Origin of the sequence: Weissella kandleri, assembly GCF_001438705.1 — a bacterium.
Lineage (GTDB): Bacteria > Bacillota > Bacilli > Lactobacillales > Lactobacillaceae > Weissella > Weissella kandleri.
Genome location: NZ_JQBP01000001.1, coordinates 207,345 through 226,469, shown reverse-complemented (window position 1 = coordinate 226,469; position 19,125 = coordinate 207,345). Strand labels below are relative to the sequence as shown.

General features: G+C 40.6%; 16 protein-coding genes and 1 other RNA gene. 2 read left to right on the top strand and 15 right to left on the bottom strand.

What is annotated here, in order from left to right:
* Positions 1–195 precede the first annotated feature (195 nt).
* The 7 genes from IV73_RS01165 to IV73_RS01140 form a co-directional block, all read right to left on the bottom strand.
* Entirely contained in the window at positions 196–1,386 is a 1,191-nt protein-coding gene (locus IV73_RS01165) for a CamS family sex pheromone protein (RefSeq protein ID WP_057753633.1), read from the bottom strand.
* 53 nt (positions 1,387–1,439) lie between these two features.
* On the bottom strand, positions 1,440–3,461 hold the full coding sequence (gene ligA, locus IV73_RS01160) for an NAD-dependent DNA ligase LigA (protein WP_057753630.1): 2,022 nt from the start codon (positions 3,459–3,461) through the stop codon (positions 1,440–1,442).
* A 32-nt stretch (positions 3,462–3,493) separates the two neighbouring features.
* Positions 3,494–5,782, bottom strand: coding sequence for a DNA helicase PcrA (gene pcrA / locus IV73_RS01155; RefSeq protein ID WP_057753627.1), 2,289 nt, complete (start codon positions 5,780–5,782; stop codon positions 3,494–3,496).
* A gap of 5 nt (positions 5,783–5,787) precedes the next feature.
* Positions 5,788–6,924 carry a THUMP domain-containing class I SAM-dependent RNA methyltransferase gene (locus tag IV73_RS01150; RefSeq protein ID WP_057753624.1) on the bottom strand — a complete coding sequence of 379 codons (1,137 nt, stop codon included), beginning with the start codon at positions 6,922–6,924 and terminating at the stop codon, positions 5,788–5,790.
* Between the two features lie 169 nt (positions 6,925–7,093).
* Positions 7,094–7,461, bottom strand: an RNA gene (gene rnpB / locus IV73_RS06500) — RNase P RNA component class B.
* A gap of 56 nt (positions 7,462–7,517) precedes the next feature.
* Positions 7,518–7,847 (bottom strand): cell division regulator GpsB, encoded by a 330-nt coding sequence (gpsB, locus tag IV73_RS01145; protein WP_057753621.1) that lies wholly within the window; start codon positions 7,845–7,847, stop codon positions 7,518–7,520.
* Between the two features lie 138 nt (positions 7,848–7,985).
* Positions 7,986–8,549 carry an SLOG family protein gene (locus IV73_RS01140; RefSeq protein WP_057753619.1) on the bottom strand — a complete coding sequence of 188 codons (564 nt, stop codon included), beginning with the start codon at positions 8,547–8,549 and terminating at the stop codon, positions 7,986–7,988.
* A gap of 126 nt (positions 8,550–8,675) precedes the next feature.
* Here IV73_RS01140 and recU point away from each other — a divergent pair, with 126 nt between their 5' ends.
* Positions 8,676–9,281: a Holliday junction resolvase RecU gene (gene recU / locus IV73_RS01135; protein WP_057753912.1), complete on the top strand. Its 606-nt coding sequence runs from the start codon at positions 8,676–8,678 to the stop codon at positions 9,279–9,281.
* 27 nt (positions 9,282–9,308) lie between these two features.
* Positions 9,309–11,663 carry a transglycosylase domain-containing protein gene (locus tag IV73_RS01130; protein ID WP_057753615.1) on the top strand — a complete coding sequence of 785 codons (2,355 nt, stop codon included), beginning with the start codon at positions 9,309–9,311 and terminating at the stop codon, positions 11,661–11,663.
* A gap of 238 nt (positions 11,664–11,901) precedes the next feature.
* Here IV73_RS01130 and IV73_RS06595 read toward each other — a convergent pair whose 3' ends face one another.
* From IV73_RS06595 to IV73_RS01095, 8 genes are all read right to left on the bottom strand, one after another.
* Positions 11,902–12,054 (bottom strand): hypothetical protein, encoded by a 153-nt coding sequence (locus IV73_RS06595; protein WP_157049521.1) that lies wholly within the window; start codon positions 12,052–12,054, stop codon positions 11,902–11,904.
* Between the two features lie 775 nt (positions 12,055–12,829).
* Positions 12,830–13,219, bottom strand: coding sequence for a DUF2335 domain-containing protein (locus tag IV73_RS01125; protein ID WP_057753612.1), 390 nt, complete (start codon positions 13,217–13,219; stop codon positions 12,830–12,832).
* Positions 13,206–13,430: a hypothetical protein gene (locus tag IV73_RS01120; RefSeq protein WP_057753609.1), complete on the bottom strand. Its 225-nt coding sequence runs from the start codon at positions 13,428–13,430 to the stop codon at positions 13,206–13,208. Before IV73_RS01120 ends, IV73_RS01125 begins: the two co-directional genes overlap by 14 nt.
* Positions 13,431–13,612: 182 nt before the next feature.
* Positions 13,613–14,482 (bottom strand): NAD(P)-dependent oxidoreductase, encoded by an 870-nt coding sequence (locus IV73_RS01115; protein WP_057753606.1) that lies wholly within the window; start codon positions 14,480–14,482, stop codon positions 13,613–13,615.
* A 48-nt stretch (positions 14,483–14,530) separates the two neighbouring features.
* Positions 14,531–15,385 carry an aldo/keto reductase gene (locus tag IV73_RS01110; protein WP_057753909.1) on the bottom strand — a complete coding sequence of 285 codons (855 nt, stop codon included), beginning with the start codon at positions 15,383–15,385 and terminating at the stop codon, positions 14,531–14,533.
* A 141-nt stretch (positions 15,386–15,526) separates the two neighbouring features.
* On the bottom strand, positions 15,527–16,903 hold the full coding sequence (locus IV73_RS01105) for a sugar porter family MFS transporter (RefSeq protein ID WP_057753602.1): 1,377 nt from the start codon (positions 16,901–16,903) through the stop codon (positions 15,527–15,529).
* A gap of 34 nt (positions 16,904–16,937) precedes the next feature.
* Positions 16,938–18,362 (bottom strand): L-arabinose isomerase, encoded by a 1,425-nt coding sequence (gene araA, locus IV73_RS01100; RefSeq protein WP_057753599.1) that lies wholly within the window; start codon positions 18,360–18,362, stop codon positions 16,938–16,940.
* A gap of 58 nt (positions 18,363–18,420) precedes the next feature.
* Positions 18,421–19,122: an L-ribulose-5-phosphate 4-epimerase gene (locus tag IV73_RS01095; protein ID WP_057753596.1), complete on the bottom strand. Its 702-nt coding sequence runs from the start codon at positions 19,120–19,122 to the stop codon at positions 18,421–18,423.
* Between the last annotated feature and the right edge of the window lie 3 nt (positions 19,123–19,125).

Below are 19,125 nucleotides of genomic sequence, written 5' to 3'. Positions count from 1 at the left end.
GACCATTCTTTTATATCAATATTGATACTTTCCTCTACTATATCAACGGTTTTAAAGTAAACCCTTTTGAAGACAGCCAGTTAATTGAGAAATTGGTTTAAAAGATTCAAAAATAAAATCTTTACGCTTTATCAAAAGTAAAAATACAAACAAAAAAGAGCCCCATTTCAGGAACTCTTTCACCAAACATGCAATTTAATGAGTCGCGCCTAATTGAATCACTTCATACGACTTGCCATTGGCTTTTTGGACCAGCACAGCTTGCACCCCATTCACCGTCTTCACGCGGATTTGGACATCCACATCCGTCGGTAACATGCTAGGTGCCGTTTGTGCCAAGTAATTCGTAAAGCTATTCATTTCCGTTTGTGAATAGAACTGGGTTGTGACATCCACTTTCAAACTAGCTAAGGTTTTATCATGATATTGAGCCTGTGCTGTTATATAAGATAGATTGGGAAAGAACCCTTGAATCGTATTTTGGAAATTAATAAAATCACCATTCAAGTTCGCAGCGATTTCATTATAATTAAACGTGTTCTCCTGCATTGGCAACACGACATTAACATCATTCACAGGGGTAAAGCCGCTGATCTTGTCCCCATTATTTGATTCCGTATAGCTATAGAAAGTTCCACCAGACAGGCTATCATTAGGTGCTTCGGTAAACAATGCGACCACAATTGGTGTATTGTCAGTCACACCCTCTAATTTCCGATAACGCTTGACCACCTCGGCAGCTAATTCTTTTCCCTTCGCAATACGCGTATTATCATCAATCTTTTGCGTATAGTTAGCGCCATACTCTTCCTTTTGATAAATATCTTCGCTATTCATCGCTAGGCCCAACATAATTCCCTTCAATTGCAAGGCATCACTAGACTGCACCATGAAGTCTTGTTCTTCAATCGCCTGCAAATACAATGGATTACGTCCATCATCTTTTTTACCATTATCTTCGGGATTCAACCCGTCCGGATTAGAATTAGATTTACGGTTCAACCACTTTTTAGCGGTCGATGCGTCTAAATACTGTCCTTCTTGGAAAATGTATGATTTTGGTGAGAACTTATTCTTAGCTAAGTTTAATAATCCATTTTCAAAGCTTTCAGTATTATATTGATTGTCATTTTGACTAGCTGTGATTCCGCGCGCTTTTCCAACAAGATAATTTCCGTCTTTAATGACTGACTTATAATTGTCTTGTGTGGCGGTTCCGGTCAACTTAATTCCTTTTTTAGAAGTGACCTTATTATTCACAGTTGTTTTAGTGTCTTTAGACGCCACCTCTGCTGAATTTTTAGAATAATAGTTTCCCAAAAAAAGCAAAGCGCCCCCTAATACAATCACACCGATGGCTGCTCCAATCCATTTTATATAGCGCATGTGTATTCCTCTTTTACCATGATTTTTTGCTTATTCTTTCATATTCTAACAAATCACTGATGTTTTTGCATCAAAGCTTGCAAATCAGCTTCTGACCAAATTGGTACATTTAAACTTTCCGCTTTCGTTAACTTACTTCCCGCATCCGAACCGGCAATCAAAAGATCTGTTTTTTTCGACACCGAACTGCTCAATTGGGCTCCATGTTGTTCCAGCCAATGTGTAGCCTCACTCCGCGTCAAATTAGCTAATTTACCGGTTAAAACAATCTTTTTATCCACTAGTTCAGTTAATGTTTCACGCGGCGCTTCTTGTAGATAATCTGTATTGACCCCATGTTCTTGTAAATCTTGAATCATTATAATCACTTCAGATTCTTGGAAAAATTGTACCACATTTTTAGCGATAATCGGTCCGACTCCATCAATCGTCGCAATGTCATCAACGCTGGCGCTCATCATTTGCTCAATCGTCAAGAAACGTGCCGCTATTAACCGGGCTGCTTTGGCTCCCACCGTGCGAATCCCAAAACCAAATAACAATCGCTCCAATGAATTTTGTTTTGAATTCATTAAAGCATCTAATAAATTCTGCGCTGCTTTAGGACCGAACTTATCTAAGGTTAACAAATCGTCTAAAGTAAGATGATACAAATCAGCAACACTATTAACTAATTGACGATGTAATAATTGTTGAATAATTTTAGGACCGAGTCCATCAATATTCATCGCATTCCGGGAAGCAAAATGGGTTAACTTTTCTTGAACTTGGGCCGGACAAGCGGGATTAATACACCGTAAAGCCACTTCGCCATCAACATGCACTAAAGTTTCACCACATTCCGGACATTGCGTTGGAATCGTGTAGACTGACGCCTCGGGTGAACGCTTAGCCAAAATGACTTGCCCAATTTCTGGAATAATATCGCCGGCTTTATGCAAAGTCACCGTATCCCCAATGCGTAAATCTTTAGTTTTTAAATACTCCGGATTATGCAATGAAGCTCGTGACACTGAGGTCCCCGCCAAAGTTACCGGATCCATAATTGCTGTGGGGGTCACAGCACCGGTCCGACCAACCGTCCATTCAATTTCACGTAAAATTGTTTCTTTTTCTTCCGCGGGGAATTTATAAGCAATCGCCCAACGTGGCACTTTAACCGTGTTACCCAATTGTGATCGTAAATCTAAAACATTTACTTTAACCACAATTCCATCAATTCCATACGCCAGTTCATCTCGGCGCGCTGTCTGATTGGTAATATACGTTTTCAGCTCGGCCAAATCATTAACAACCTGATTATCGCGATTCACTGGCAAGCCTAATTCTGCAAAACGTTGCAATAACTCCGCTTGGGTGGCTACTTGTAGAACATTTTGCGGATCGACCGCTTGATAAATAAAGCCAGCTAACTGACGTTGTTTCGTAATCTTAGAATCCAACTGTCGCAACGACCCAGCCGCCGCATTACGCGGATTGGCAAAAGGTGCCAGTCCATCGCGGTCTCGTTGCTCATTTAAGACCAAAAAGGCAGCTTTTGGCATATAAATTTCACCGCGCACCTCAACCGTAATAGCTTCACTTAGTTGGTGTGGAATGTCTTGAATTTGCCAGACATTACTAGTGACATCTTCTCCAATCGTTCCATTTCCCCGAGTAGAAGCTTGCACTAATTTTCCATTTTCATATTGAAGACTAATTGCCAGACCATCAATCTTTAACTCAGCATTGTAGTCCAGAGGCGCACTAAATTGAGCTTGAACACCTTGCATCCAAACTTCTAATTCACCCCAAGAAAAAACATCACCTAAGGACAACATTGGCACAGAATGTGTCACCTTCGATAATTCAGCCTTAACCTGATCTCCGACTTGTTGTGTAATCGAGTCAGGGCTAATTAAGCTTGGAAACTGATCTTCAATTTCAACGACTTCTTGATAGGCGGCATCATACACATGATCTTCCACTGAAGGATTATCATTTTGGTAATATTCGGTTGCCCATTGATGTAACTGCGTTTGTAATTGTTCTAAGCGCACTTTGGCGGTTTCCAAAGTCAAATTTTCATCGGTCATGGCTTCTAACCTCCTACTTTTTATCCAAATTATTATTGCTTGTTAATCGGTGCAAAGGCCGCTAACAAGCGCTTGATACCCATATTTTCAAAAGCGATATCAAGTTCCATATCATTACCACTACCTTGCACCTTCACCACAGTACCAACGCCCCACTTACGATGGTTGACGTGATCGCCCACTGTCCAAGACACAGCCTCTGAAGCCGTCTTCTGTGGTGCTTGATGCACTTGCACACTAGACGTCTTCTTAGGGGCCTGATTGCCATTAGGACGTGTCCGTCCGTTAAAGGTCGTCCCTTGTGCAGGCGTTTGACGCCGGGCAAAAGGCAAACTTGCTTCAAGGTTTTCAAAATGATTTAACTGACCGGTGGCATCACGATCCAGATATTGGTCAGAAATTTCATCAATAAACCGCGATGGCAAATTATTATTCATTTTTCCATACAACATCCGCGAATAAGCATTAGTCAAATATAGCTTTTCCTTGGCTCGGGTGATTCCCACATAGGCCAACCGCCGTTCTTCTTCCATCTGTTTGGGATCCATAATGGCCCGATAAGAAGGAAAAATTGACTCTTCCATCCCCACTAAGAAGACAACCGGGAATTCCAGCCCTTTAGCAGCATGCAGGGTCATAAGCGTCACATTGTTGTCATCTTCGTTCACACTATCAATGTCTGATACAAGCGCCAATTCACCCATAAAATCAACATATTTTGATATGCTTTCCTCAGTAGGCTGATAATTTTTATCAAACTGTTCTGTCACGGTTAAAAATTCTTCCAAATTTTCAATCCGTCCCGTATTTTCAGGCGTCGGTTGAGCTTTTAAGGCTGACAAATAACCACTATCTTCGAGAATCATTTGCGTTAATTCTGTTAAGTTCATTTCGTCTTGCGTCGCTTGCACAAACTTATTCATCATCGCTGCAAAGGTCGCCAATTGGTTCTTAGCTCGGCTTTGTAAATTATTAATTAAATCTGCATTCGCAGCGGCTTGAAGAAGCGGCCAACCTTGTTCACTCGCAAAGACTTGTAGCTTCAAAATTGAAGTATCACCCAAACCACGTTTAGGTTCATTGACCACTCTTAAAAAGCTCTCATCATCAGCTGGATTCGTCACTAATGACAAATAAGCCAAAATATCACGAATTTCTTTACGCTCATAGAACTTTGACCCGCCCACCATGGTGTAGGAAATATTCGCCTTCACGAAAGCCTCTTCAATTCCACGTGATTGCGCATTAGTCCGATACAAAACTGCAAAATCTTGATAATTTCGACTACCGGCCTTTACTGCTTTTGTAATTTCGCTCACTAAATAAACCGCTTCATCACGATCGCTATTAGCTTGATGATAGGTAATCAAATCACCTGACCCGTTATCCGTCCAAAGGTTTTTGGCAATTCGTCCATCATTATGTGCAATCACATCATTGGCCGCATTCAAAATATTTTGCGTTGAACGATAATTTTGTTCGAGCATTACCCGCTGTGCCCCAGGATAATCTTGCTCAAAATTCAAAATTATTTCTAGATTAGCCCCACGCCAACCATAGATACTCTGATCAGAATCGCCAACAACCGCTAAATTTTTCCATTGTGCGGCTAACATTTGAATTAAACGATACTGTGCATCATTAGTGTCTTGATACTCATCCACGTGAATATATTGGAACTTATCTTGATAGTATTTTAAGACATCATCATCCGTTTCAAATAATTGAATCGTCAACATGATTAAATCATCAAAGTCGACGGATTGGCTTAAACGTAATTGATTTTGATATGCTTCATAAGCCTCAGCCACAATCTTTTCAAAAACACCTTCTGCATGTTGTTGGTAGTCTCTTGGTGTCTCCAATGCATTTTTAGCATTCGAAATCGCCCCTAAGACTGAGCGTGGGTCAAATTTTTCAATATCAACATTTTGAATCTTTAAAATCCGCTTTACTAAGCTTTTTTGCGCACTAGCGTCAATAATGGTAAAGTCGCGCTTATACCCAATCTTATCGATATCACGGCGTAAAATTCGTACGGCCATCGAGTGGAAAGTTGAAGCCCAAATCCGACTCGCATCGGCACCCCCAACTAAGGCAGCAATTCGTTCTTGCATTTCACGCGCAGCTTTATTGGTAAAAGTAATCGCTAAAATATTCCAAGGTGCGACATGCTTTTCTTGAATAAGATAAGCCACCCGGTGCGTTAAAACACGCGTTTTACCTGATCCAGCACCAGCCATAATCAAAAGTGGTCCTTCTGTAGTGGTGACAGCTTGGGCCTGTTGTGGATTCATGCCCTGCAATAAATTTGTCTCCATATAAATTAACGTTCCTTTCGTCCCCAATATTGATACAAATCAACCTTCAAGGCTCCATTATAGAGCTTGCGCTTTTTAGTTGCTTTTTGTCCGTATGCGGATTCAAAGCCTTCGTCACTGGTCAAAATGTATTTAGACCAAGTTGGCATTTGTTGATAAATTTGCCCCATTTCATGGTACAGTTTCCGAACCGATTCGGTATCACCTAAACGTTCACCATAGGGCGGATTGGCCACAATTACACCATTCTTTTCCGTTGTCGACCAGTCTTTAGCGGCCAACTGCTTAAACGTAATGTCTTCTCCAACTCCCGCTAAATCAGCATTAGCTTGCGCAATTTGAATCATATTTTCATCAATATCGTAGCCTTGAATATTAAGTTCAACATCAAAATCAATCATCGTCCGGGCTTCTTTTTTCAACGCTTGCCCAATCTTTTCATCAAATTGATCCCAATGTGAAATATCAAATTCACGGTTCAAACCAGGCGCAATCTTACGCCCCATCAAAGCCGCTTCGATCGGAATCGTACCAGAACCAGTCACTGGATCTACGAATGGATTATCGGTAAACCAATGTGCCAAAGTTACCAAAGAAGCCGCCATGGTTTCCTTCAACGGTGCCCCACCTTTTTCAGTCCGGTATCCGCGCTTAAAGAGCGAATCACCCGTCGTATCTAATGTCAACATCACATGGTCACGGTCAATCGCTGCTTCAATCTGATAGCGCCCCCCTGTTTCTGGTAAATGTCCCCGCGTCTGATACGTCGCCGCTAGACGCTCAACAATGGCCTTTTTGGTGATACTCTGGACGGCTGGAACAGAATGTAAGATTGAGTTTTTAGAACGTCCATTGACCGGAAACTTTCCATCATACGGAATCAAGTCCTCAAAAGGATAAGCCTTCACTCCCTGAAATAGTTCTTCAAAGGTCGTTGCCGTAAATTCATCTAATACAATCTTAATGCGATCCGCAGTGCGTAACCATAAATTAGTGCGATAAACATCGGCCAAATTTCCTTCAAAAAAGACCCGGCCATTTTCAGTCTGAACTTGATACCCCAAGTCTTTTAATTCTTTGGCGACAATGGCTTCTAGCCCTGCCCCCATCACTGCCATTAATTTGTATTTGGTTGTTTCCATGCTAAACGACCTCCCTTTAATTGTTCTAATTGTTTAAAGTTATTATAGTATGTTTTTCCAGCTTGTTTACGTCTAAATTTGGTAAAAGCTAATCTTTTTAACTAGCTGGTAGTACTTTTAAAGCAAAAATAAAAGCCGACACCCTAAAGTGTCGGCTGCCGGATGTGTTAGCTGTGAGCCATGTTTTGTTCTAAAAGAAACGTGGCAAGCTTCTTTTAGCGGTAATCATCTATCTCAGGCATTGCTGCCTCCCCGACCATCGCTTCATTTTGCTAGATCAAGCGCCCCTACCAAAGTTTGGGTTGCTCGCTCGTGGGGTTTACCGCGTTCCACGCTGTTTATTTCTAACCAGCTTCGTCACTGTGGCACCTTAACAACTACTAAACCATGGTTACCTTTAGGTCTTTCGTTGGCCGTCAATCATTGCTGACTGCCTAGCCTTATTTTTTCAGCTAGCACGAACACTACTGACATCGCAGTCAGTGCGAGCATGGACTTTCCTCATGTCGCATAAGCGACACGCAATTACCCACTAACACAATAACAGTAAGTATACACCTAATCCGTGTTAAATCGCAAGTAACTTCTTGCGTCTATTTATCTTCTGGTGCTCCAAAAACCTTGCGTTCCAAATTAGAAATCCGCTTCAAGATATCCATATTAGTATTAGCTGAAGAAGTCACTTGATTACTTGTAGCTGCTGCGGCCGTATTAGCATTCACTTGCTTAGTTAACTCAGCAATTTCACGCTTTTGATTTTCAATAGTTTCTTGCAATTCTTTAATATTACTTTCATAAATCTGATAATCGGCCATTAATTCATCTAAATAACTATCCACGTCATTTGTGTTATAACCTTGAATTGCGGTCTTTTTAAAATCTTTGTTGAAAATCTCTTCTACCGTATGCCGTACTTGTTCCATCAGTGAAACTCCTTTATCTCATCTTCTTTAATGTTATTTTACCAGTTACTCGCCAAATTTTCATTAATAACTATCTTTTTCATCAATAAATTATCATATAATTAATTTTTATGCATTAATTTTACAAAATCAACACGCCTATTCCCAATCATTTAAAGTTTCGGCATATTCTTCAGAATATTCTTGCAAACGGTCAAAATCAATTAATGTTACCTCATAATCTGTATGCTTTTGATAATTTTGAATGGCTTGAACCGTATATTGCACTTTGGATGTTTCAGCCTGCTGATCATAAACGACAATCGCCCGTTCAGTATGTTGCAACATAAAATTTTGATAATTTTTCAATTGGCTCGGGTCTTGATATGGCTTTTGACTGACCGCCTGGGTAAAGTCGACAGAAGCTTGTAAAGCACCTAACAACGCCCGATTATTTTCATTCCAATTTTGCCCGAAATCTTGAAATGGGGTCATCAAAGCAGTTTTAAATTCCGGATACTCGGTTCGCAATTGATTCCCGACTTCTAACGCATATTGCTCGATACCCAATTGACCACCTGTAATGAGCCAGGTCGCCCCATCTTCAATCGCTGATGTTAATTGCTTTTTCAGCGCAAATTTTAAAACCGTCACTTTGGGATCTTTTGCTCCAAAGACCCCTAATTCAAAGCTGCGAAAGCCCGTAATCCAAATTCTTTCCATCTTCTTTAGTCCTTTCTGCAAAATCCCTCCTACTAAGGGATTCTTCAGCTGATTTGACATTATTAAGGAATTATACGCCAAGGTTTGGTATAATTATATCGATTATCACAGAAATGAGGAATGATTGTGGCAATTAAATATCCAAATGGGCAACCATACCACGATTCAACTCATCAACCGTTGTCAAAAAAAGCTGCAGATTCTAAGCCTGTTCAGCATGGACATCGGGGGATGTCGCTCGAACAAGAACTGAACCGAGCGAACGAATTTTATTTACAACGGGGGATTGCCAATATTCATAAAAAACCCACGCCAATTCAGATTGTACATGTCGACTACCCCAAGCGGGCAGCCGCAAAAATTACAGAAGCATATTTTCAACAAGCTTCTACAACCGACTATAATGGTATTTATCAGGGGCATTACCTGGATTTCGACGCTAAAGAGACAAACAGTCCCACAGCCTTCCCACTCAATAATTTACATCAGCATCAAGTGACACATTTATTAGATACCAAGCGGTTAGGGGGGATTAGTTTTCTCATCATCCGTTTTACCAAATATCAAGAAACTTATTGTGTTCCGATTGATGCAATCAATCAATTTTGGGAACGACGCAAGACTGAACGTCAATCAATTCCCTATCAGGCCATCGTCCAACATGGAGTTCTAATTCAACCGAGTCTTTATCCATCACTGCCTTATCTCGAGGCTGTCGATCATATTATTTAATTTTTATTTCTTAAGGAGCGTAGATCAATGTCTGGTCAAAAACTTTCGCGCACTAAGCGGACAAACAAAAAACGTGTTAATAAATCACATAATAAGCACTCTCGCCTAACTAAGGGCTTACAAATTGGAGGAATTATTATTGGGATACTAGTTATTATCATTACCATCCTCTGTTTTTACTGGGCAGCCACCGCACCAAAAGTGACGAATGCACAATTAACGGGAACTTCCCAATCAAATATTTTAGACAGTAAAGATAATGTCATCTGGACTAGCGGTAGCGAAAAACGTGAGATTGCCCAACAAGATGAATATCCCAAAGACTTGAAAGACGCGGTTGTCGCCATTGAGGACCGGCGCTTCTACCAACACGGCGGCGTTGATATTCGCCGAATTTTCGGAGCAGCCATGGCTAACTTCACAGGTTCATCCCTAGGTCTGCAAGGTGGTTCAACCTTAACTCAACAATTAGTCAAGCAAACAGCCTTCTCTTCAGCGATTGCCGACCAAACCTTCAAACGGAAAGTTCAAGAAGCTTGGATTGCCATGCGCATTGAAAAACAATATTCAAAGGCCCAAATTTTAACTCTTTATATGAACAAAGTTTATATGGGAAGCGGCGCCTATGGAATGAAGACGGCGGCTAATTTCTACTATAATAAAGAAATGAAAGATTTGACGATGCCTCAGGTTGCTTTGATTGCTGGTTTGCCCCAATCGCCTTCTGGCTATGACCCCTATTCAAATCCTAGCGGTGCCAAGTATCGAAGAAATCAAGTCCTCGATGCTATGGCCGAATATGGTTCAATTACTAGAGACGAAGCTAGTCAATATAAGGCCACACCTATTGATGATGGCTTAGTTACTGATCATACGGAACAAAACAACGAAGCCGAAACGGCGAAAGTTGATGATTCATACATCACTTCAGTTTTAGCTCAAGTTAAAGCGGCTAAATACAATATTCATCAAGATGGGTTGACCATTAAGACTAATTTGGATCCAGATGTCCAAAGTAAGGCCTACGATGTCGTCAACTCATCAGCTAATAATAAGTATGGTATCAGCTACCCTGACGACGAAGTTCAAGCGGCGGTTACAATTACTGATCCACAATCAGGAAATGTCATCGCGCAAATCGGCGGCCGCAATCAAGATACCCTACAAGGTCTCAACTTAGCCACTTCGACCCAACGTTCTGGTGGTTCTACGGTTAAACCCCTCATTGATTACGCCCCAGCGATTGAAAACTTTAACTGGCCAACCTATCGAGCATTAGATGATTCATCATCATTTAAGTACTCTGGAACTGATCTAGCAGCCGGTGACGCTGGGATGACTAATTCACAACCTTATTCAAAGAAGACTGGTCAACCATATGTTTCAATGCGAAATGCCTTAACCCGTTCTTTGAATGTGCCAGCATTGCACACATTAGAAGGGCAAAGTCCAATTTCGGCAACTGAGCATGACGAATACGTCGGTCACGCAAAGGCTAGTGAATTCCTCAAAAAGTTAGGAATGACTCCTAAGCTCTCTGGTTCCTCCGCAATCGGCTTTAACGTTTCAACCGAACAAGAAGCAGCAGCCTTCTCAGCCTTTGCGAATGGTGGAATCTACTACAAACCTTCCTATGTTAAAACTATTACTACGCAAGACGGAATCGTTAAGTCAATGGATAGTAAAGGTCAACGTGCTATGAAGGACTCAACCGCCTTCATGATGAATGATATGTTGAAATCCGTTATCAGTGCCACAGGAACTTGGAGTCTTGGCTTTAGCCAATATCAGACAGATGACTACGTTCAAGGCGCTAAATCTGGAACAGTCGCTTACCCAGCTGATTCTGATTATCCATCGTCGGCCGCACAAGATTTGTGGTTTACTGGATTTACCAAGTCAGCGGCCATCTCGGTTTGGACGGGTTACAATGAGCCAATGTCAGTCTCAAAGCCATTGGATGGCTTGAGTGGTCCAACAGCGCACTTACCAAACGAAATTTATAATACATTGATGAAATACGTTATGACCCATGATAATCGTGATGGGAGCGATTGGAATAAACCTTCCTCAGTCCGCAAGGTAACTAAGAATGGTCAAACTGAATATGAGGTTGCTGGTGAAGACTTTAATGACCCATTCTCTAACCGCTTACCCCGAATTGCTTCAAATAGCAATTCACAATCAAGTACAACGATTGCTAGCTCATCAACAATTTATTCAAGCATTAGTTCGGGCTCAAGCCAGACGCCAAATGCCAATACCAACGTAGTTACTCCATCAACAACCATACCTGATTCTAATCAAGGTGATAGGTCCACTGGTGGAAATAACACTGGAGCTAGCGGTGGTAATACTACACCAGATCCCAAAAGTAATTAAGTAATATAAACTGCAAAAGGCATCAGTTTTAATAACTGGTGCCTTTTTAACGCGCTTATATCAATTCAATCATTTAATTTTTGTCCAAAAGAAAAAAGCTCAGAGATATCTCTGAACAATTTCCCTAATTCATAATTACTTACGTTCATTCCCAATTAACAAATCCACAAACTAACTAATACGGAACTGCTAAAATCTACTACACCCGTTTTTTAGCGACAATCTTAGGAAACACTCGTTAGATATGGTTCACAACATTATTTTCAATATTATCCGGAAGCGTTGTTTGATTACTATTAAATTCATCAAGCTGACTAGGTTTTACATTATCAGTGTCATTCCCTAATTTATTATTGTCATCGGTCTGATCTGTCCAACCGTTTATCATCATTCCTGTTTAGGCCGGACTATGTTTTTGAAGTTAGTAAATAACAGTATCGTTTTAGGTATTAATTCCAGCTTGTAATCGTTCCATATCTTTAATTATAAATAATCCCTTTTTTTGAATAATCATATTTTCAGTCATCATCTGATCTAACATACGCGTAAATAAACTGCTTCATAAGCATTTACGATTATTTAAAATAATCCAGCCCGCTCAACTATTGAACACAACACTAATAATACCAGCAGCTCTCACTTTTACAGCAGCCATCTTTGACAAAACATATCACACATTATCAATCACGATGTTTCTAATATCTCCAGGTTTTGTTGCTTGATCACTATTTAAATTACCCAACTTATTAAGCTTTAAGTTATCGTTAATTAACTTGTTGTTCAACAGGTGGCTCTAATTAACTTGCCTCTTATCATTTACCTTAGCATTTTTATCATTCGCTACATCTTTAGATGCCTCCTGTGCTGGAGTATACATACCTGCCAAAGCAATCACCAGGTCCCCCACACACCGTTGTACTTAATAAGAAATACTTAGTAATTTTCATCATATGTTCTAAATATATACTTATAAAGGTCAAAACTTCTGAAAGGGTATCAATCTAAACATTACGCTACCCAACCTACTTTTTATATTTATATCATGCAATTATGGTATGATTTACGCTTATTTTACCTAAAAAAAGTATAATATTCATTTTTATACCATAAACAATCCGTATCCAGGAATAAATAACACTCATCTTGATCACATACTTATCCTTAATTCACTTTTTAGCCCGGTGCCCAATCACAAAAGCCGTCGCAATAGTTGCAATAACTCCAAAAATCGTAAACACCCCGCCCGTCAATTGATGTTGACTAATCATATAAGCAGCTAATCCTAATGCCAGCACTACAATTAACATACCAAATAACAAGCCCAATAAGCTATCTCGTCCGCTCAGTTTCAAAGCTTGATCATGGCGTAAAGCATCCTGCCGTTCAATATACTGCCGATGCTCCGCTTGCTTTTCTGCCATTGTCACCACGCGTTCCGCAAAAGTAGGATTAATTTTATTAAAGCGTTCTAATTCTGTTGAAGTCGGCAATAAATTTTGGCTTGGTGAAATGGGCACTGATTTTTTGGCTTTACCACCACTATTAATCGAGCTCATCAATACCTCGACCTAATGCATACGATAAATCATTATTAACCGTTTGCCAATCAGAGCGGATTGCTTCAGTATCATTCTTCATATCTATCCTATGTGCTAAATGATAATCAACCTTAAAGTTATTCAGCGTACTCCCAAAATCAAATAAGCGTCCATAGGCCTGCAACACTGTGTATAATCGGTCTCGTATAGTTTTAGTTAAATGTGTCATCATAACCTCCACCGGTTTATTATATGTTATCAAAATGATAACAAATGTTTTTCTCTAATCGAATTATAACCTTAGTATAATCAACTGGCAACTAGTAAATCCTTGTTTAGCTGTAAAATTTTTATTGAACGAAAAAGGAACCTGCTAAAACAAAGTCCCCCAAAAAATAAAATTTTATCCAATCAGGATTGCATCCACCATAATTTAATCAGCGCCTGCGTCCCCGCGTCCTCAAGGTCAACCTCATCAACTAGTTGTTCATACAATTGCTTAGCTAATTTTGTCATTGGCAAATTAATATGTAACTTATCTGCTTCTATTAAAGCAATCCGCAAGTCTTTCAGTAAATGCTTGGCATAAAAACCAGGTTTAAAGTCGTCCGCCAAAATCCGAGGACCATAATTTTCTAAAGACCAATTTTGAGCACTTCCTGCATTGAGTGTTGTTAAGACGTCCGAAAGATCGAGCCCCGCTTCCCGCGCATAAACCAGCGTCTCTGTCATCCCCAGCATCGTTCCAGCAATCATAATTTGATTAGCCATTTTGGCGTGTTGTCCCATTCCAGCAGTACCAAAGCGATTGACCCGGCTAGCCATAGCATCAAAGACTGGTTTCAATGAAATATAGGCCGCTTCGTCACCACCGACCATCACCGTCAAAGTCCCTTCACGTGCGCCAACGTCTCCACCTGAAACTGGTGCATCGAGGACTATGACCCCCTGTTTGAGACCTGCTTGCGCTAGTTCTTGAGCCAAAGTCGGCGTCGAAGTCGTCATATCCATCAAAATCTGTCCATCCCATGCTCCGGCAAACAAACCATGTTCACCATAATATTGGGCTTTAACATCATCGGGATAGCCAACCATCGTAATCACCAAGTCATTTTGTTCAGCAAGTTTCTTGGGTTCATCAACCCATTGTGCACCCAAATTTAATACCGTTTGTGCATGAGCCTTCGTTCGGTTATAAACTTCCACTGAAAAACCAGCCTTTAACAAATTAGTAATCACACCAGTTCCCATCACACCAGTCCCAATAAATCCAATTTTCATAACGCCCATCCTTTCTGATTATAACGAAATTTCAGTTCAGCAACTCTTTTAATGATGGGGGTATTGAGCCCCCCGTTCATAAACCAATTCTGGTTCTTGACTAATCCGTTTAAATTGATTTAAATCATCCAACGCTTGCATATCATCATTCGTAATTTCAAAATCAAAGACATCCATATTGGCTTGCACCCGCTCAACATGACTTGATTTTGGAATCAAAGCAGTTTGATTTTGTAAATGCCACCGAATCACGATTTGTGCAGGGCTTTTTTGATACTTTTCGGCTAACGAAACGACTAATGGATCACTCAACTCGCCTCCCCGTCCCAATGGAGCCCAAGCCTGCGTTACAATGTTATGTTCATTCGTAAAGGTCTGTAGTGGCTTTTGTGTTAAATATGGATGCACTTCAACTTGGTTTACCACTGGCAATTCATTGGCCTTGGTTGCCAAATATTCCAAATGAATTTGTCCATAATTTGATGTTCCAATGGAGCGTACCATCCCCTCTGCCTTGGCCCGCTCAAACGCTCGCCAAGTTTCAAAGAAATGTTGATGTAATGGCCAATGTACCAACAACAAATCAACATAGTCTAGTTGCAAATCTTTCAAAGATTGTTCTAATGAACGCAACGTGGCATCATAACCTTGATTAGCTTCAGCAATCTTAGTTGTAATAAAAAATTCATCCCGTTGCACAGGTAATGCTTGTAGGGCCCGCCCAATCATAGCTTCATTTTGATACATCTGCGCCGTATCAAAAAGCCGATAGCCTGTTTCATACGCCCCCGCTAATAATTTTTGCATCACTGCTTCATCCGTAACTTTATACAAACCTAACCCTAATTTTGGCATCTGATGCCCATCGGCTAATTGATTACGATCTTGTTTTGTTAAATTCATTGAACTCACCCCTTTTTGTCCGAATAATTTTACTTCCATTATAACATCATCTATTTTTTAATTTGTATTAAAAACAACCGCCAGACTTCAGCCCGACGGTTGCTTAGTGTAAATATTAAAAATACAATTATCACTGATTCTTTATAGATTTGATCCTTCTGCTTCAATTTCTTCCAATGTCCGACCGAATGTCTCAGGCACCCGATACTTTACGAACAAGACCGCAATAATTGAAATGATTCCAAAGATGGCAAAGACCATTTCCTGAGACATCGTTGCTGTCATGATAGGGAACAACAATCCAACTAAGAATGAACCAATCCAGTTAAATGATGAAGCCAATCCAGAAGCACGACCACGAATGGCCAATGGGAACAACTCACCTACTAAGACCCAAGTCAAAGGTGCCCAAGTAAACGAATAGAAAGCAACGAAAATTGAAAGGAAGACAACAATCATCATTGGTGGGATTTTATCGGCGCCCATGACCATATTCAAGATAGCTGGCATCAAGAATGACAACGCCATCATTGAACCACCCAAAATCAACAAGGTCTTACGCTTAAACTTTTCTGCAATCGCCATATACAAGATAGCACCCAATACTAGAATTGCTCCTTGTACAATCGGCCACAACAATGCATCCGCTGCAGCTTGACCAGTAGCCTTTTCAACAATTAAAGGAATGTAATAGAAAATCGCGTTGGCGCCCATAAATTGTTGAAAAGCAGCTACGCCAATTCCTGCGGTAACCAGATACCGATATTTTGAAGAAAATAATGTGCCCAAATTAACGTTCTTTTCAGCTGATGCTTCTTTAGTAACCGTTGCTTGAATATCATTTAATTCAGGTTGAATCTCATCATCACTTCGGATATATGACAACACTTGACGTGCTTCATCATTTTTACCTAATTTAACCAAGAAACGTGGTGATTCAGGCAAACGTAAGACACCTAAGAATAAGATGATAGCTGGTACGGCTGCTAACCCTAACATCAAGCGCCAAGCCAAACCATGGGCCAAGCCTTTCAAGATAAAGTCAACGATGTATGACAACAACATCCCCGAAACAATCATCAACTGATTTAAGCCTGATAGTCGTCCTCGTGAACGAGCCGGGGCCATTTCTGACATATAAGAAGGAACCAAAGCTGACGCAGCTCCAACCGCCAATCCTAAGAGCACTCGGGTAAATAGAAGCCAAGCTACCCCATTATGAGGTGATAGCCCCGCCATAATTGCACCAACCGCGAAAACAAACGATGCCACCAAAATCATCTTGCGTCGTCCAAATTTGTCTGATAACTGTCCTGCTAATGCACCACCAAATATTGCTCCTAACATCAATGATGATGTAATCCAACCAATTACGGAAGCATTCGTTAGGTTCCAGTCATGTTGCAAAAATGGTAACGCTCCAGTCATTACTCCAATGTCATACCCAAAGAGAATACCACCAAATGCCCCAAAAAAGTAAATGAATCCACTGGGAATCTTTTTTGTTTCTTTATTCATAACTCCATACTCACAGCTTTCTTTTAAATATTAATTACTTAATATCGACAAAGGTTAAATCAAACAGCTGAGCCAAATCTGATAATTGTTCAGTATCAACATTGAAGCTCAAGGTTGTGTGGTGTCCACCACCTAATGTTAACCAACCTTCTGCGCCAGCCTTCAAACCAGCCTTAGGTGTCCAAAGCTGCTTAGCGACTGGCAAGAATGGCGTTTCAGCTTCTGGCTTATTTCCAGACACTTCGTAACTAATCAACTTAAATTCATCACCGAAGTCAGCCATCGTCACATCAACTGCATCACCAGCTTGTCCGGTAAAGACCAAACGCGCTGGATCATCTTTACCACCAATATCTAATGGGTGCACTTCAACACGTGGCTTATCAGAAGCAATGGTTGGATCAACTTCAAGCATATGTGAACCTAAGATAGCTTCATGTCCCTTCCGCAAGTCCAAAGTGTAGTCTTCCATAAAGGCTGTGGCCTGATTATGTGAAACAATTTTCAACAAACGAGTCAAGGCAGCGGTCTTCCAATCACCTTCACCCGCAAATCCATAACCTTCAGCCATCAGCATTTGGACCGCCAAACCAGGCAGTTGCTCCAATCCTTCAAGATCTTCAAAGTTGGTTGTAAATCCACTGTAACCCTTATCATTCATGAATTTCTTAAGGGCCAAGTATTCGCGCAATTGATACTTCACATTGTGCTCATACTTTTCTGCTGAATTATCACCTTGAACAAATTCGTACTTACCATGCAAATCATCATACAGGGCATCGACATCGGCCGTATCAACCGCATTCACATAAGCTACTAAGTCAGCAACACCCCAATAGTCAACGGTCCAACCAAACTTAATTTGCGCTTCAATCTTATCACCATCAGTCACAGCAACATTGCGCATCTTATCAGCGAAGGTCACGATTTTAATCTTATAAGATTCGTTATAAGCAACGGCTACGTCCATCCACTTTCCAATTTGGGTTTGAATCTCTTCATCTTCGTAATGACCAAATATAATTTTGTTATTAATTCCTAACCGCGCATTGATAAAGGCATATTCGCGATCTCCATGAGCTGATTGGTTTAAATTCATATAATCAAAATCAATTGTGTCGTATGGAATCTTATTTAACATTTGAGTAGCCAAATGCATCAAAGGCTTGTTCAATAATTGAGTTCCTCGAATCCAGTTCTTGGCCGGTGAGAAAGTATGAGCCCACGTAATCACTCCAGCCACTTCGTCATCAGCATTTGCTTCCTTCATAGTTTCAGTAATATTTTCAGCAGTTACTCCTACCGTCTTGAATTCAATCGGATAAGGTAGATTACCAGAAGCATTCAAAACTTCCACTAAGCGCTTTGAGTCTTCCTCAACTTGCTTCAAAACTTCAGGACCATAAAGGAACTGTGAACCTGTGACGAACCAGAACTTATAATTTGCCGTTTCTAACATGATATTTCTCCTCAATTTATATAAAATTTAATGTAACAACTACGAATAACCCAACTACCTAATGCTTTTGCCCATAATACGCATTAGCACCATGCTTACGGTAATAATGCTTGTCGAGCAAGTACTGTGGAATCCGCAAATCACCATGCGGATTTAATTGCATTGCATGATAATCCATTTCAGCCACGACTTCTAATACCTTAGCGTTATGCACGGCGTCATGCGCATCTTTTCCCCAAGTGAAGGGCCCATGTTGCCGTACTAAGACCGCTGGTACGGCCATAGGGTCTAGATGACGTGCTTTAAACTCACGCTCAATAACTACCCCCGTATTTAATTCATACGCAGACTCAACTTCTTCTTGCGTTAACGCCGAAGCGGCTGGTACATCACCATAAAAGGTATCCGCGTGCGTGGTTCCCATCGCTGGAACATCCATCCCAGCTTGCGCATAGGCCACTGCCCATGGCGAATGCGTATGAACAACCCCCCCAATTTCTGGGAAAGCATTATATAAATGCATGTGAGTTGGCGTATCACTACTTGGATTTAATTCTCCTTCAACCACATGACCTTCTAAATCCACCACGACCATATCGTCAGGAGTTAATTTGTCATAATCGACCCCAGAAGGCTTGATCACAAACAATCCTTTATCACGATCAATTTCACTAACATTTCCCCAAGTAAACGTTACTAAATCATAAGATGGCAATAACATATTGGCGTCATAAACCCGCTTTTTCATGTCTTCTAACATTTT

Coding starts and splice junctions, on each gene's coding strand:
- IV73_RS01165 (WP_057753633.1), bottom strand. CDS start 1,386: ATGCGCTATATAAAATGGATTGGAGCAGCCATCGGTGTGATTGTATTA.
- ligA (WP_057753630.1), bottom strand. CDS start 3,461: ATGACCGATGAAAATTTGACTTTGGAAACCGCCAAAGTGCGCTTAGAA.
- pcrA (WP_057753627.1), bottom strand. CDS start 5,782: ATGGAGACAAATTTATTGCAGGGCATGAATCCACAACAGGCCCAAGCT.
- IV73_RS01150 (WP_057753624.1), bottom strand. CDS start 6,924: ATGGAAACAACCAAATACAAATTAATGGCAGTGATGGGGGCAGGGCTA.
- gpsB (WP_057753621.1), bottom strand. CDS start 7,847: ATGGAACAAGTACGGCATACGGTAGAAGAGATTTTCAACAAAGATTTT.
- IV73_RS01140 (WP_057753619.1), bottom strand. CDS start 8,549: ATGGAAAGAATTTGGATTACGGGCTTTCGCAGCTTTGAATTAGGGGTC.
- IV73_RS01130 (WP_057753615.1), top strand. CDS start 9,309: ATGTCTGGTCAAAAACTTTCGCGCACTAAGCGGACAAACAAAAAACGT.
- IV73_RS06595 (WP_157049521.1), bottom strand. CDS start 12,054: ATGATGATAAACGGTTGGACAGATCAGACCGATGACAATAATAAATTA.
- IV73_RS01125 (WP_057753612.1), bottom strand. CDS start 13,219: ATGAGCTCGATTAATAGTGGTGGTAAAGCCAAAAAATCAGTGCCCATT.
- IV73_RS01120 (WP_057753609.1), bottom strand. CDS start 13,430: ATGACACATTTAACTAAAACTATACGAGACCGATTATACACAGTGTTG.
- IV73_RS01115 (WP_057753606.1), bottom strand. CDS start 14,482: ATGAAAATTGGATTTATTGGGACTGGTGTGATGGGAACTGGTGTGATT.
- IV73_RS01110 (WP_057753909.1), bottom strand. CDS start 15,385: ATGAATTTAACAAAACAAGATCGTAATCAATTAGCCGATGGGCATCAG.
- IV73_RS01105 (WP_057753602.1), bottom strand. CDS start 16,903: ATGAATAAAGAAACAAAAAAGATTCCCAGTGGATTCATTTACTTTTTT.
- araA (WP_057753599.1), bottom strand. CDS start 18,362: ATGTTAGAAACGGCAAATTATAAGTTCTGGTTCGTCACAGGTTCACAG.
- IV73_RS01095 (WP_057753596.1), bottom strand. CDS start 19,122: ATGTTAGAAGACATGAAAAAGCGGGTTTATGACGCCAATATGTTATTG.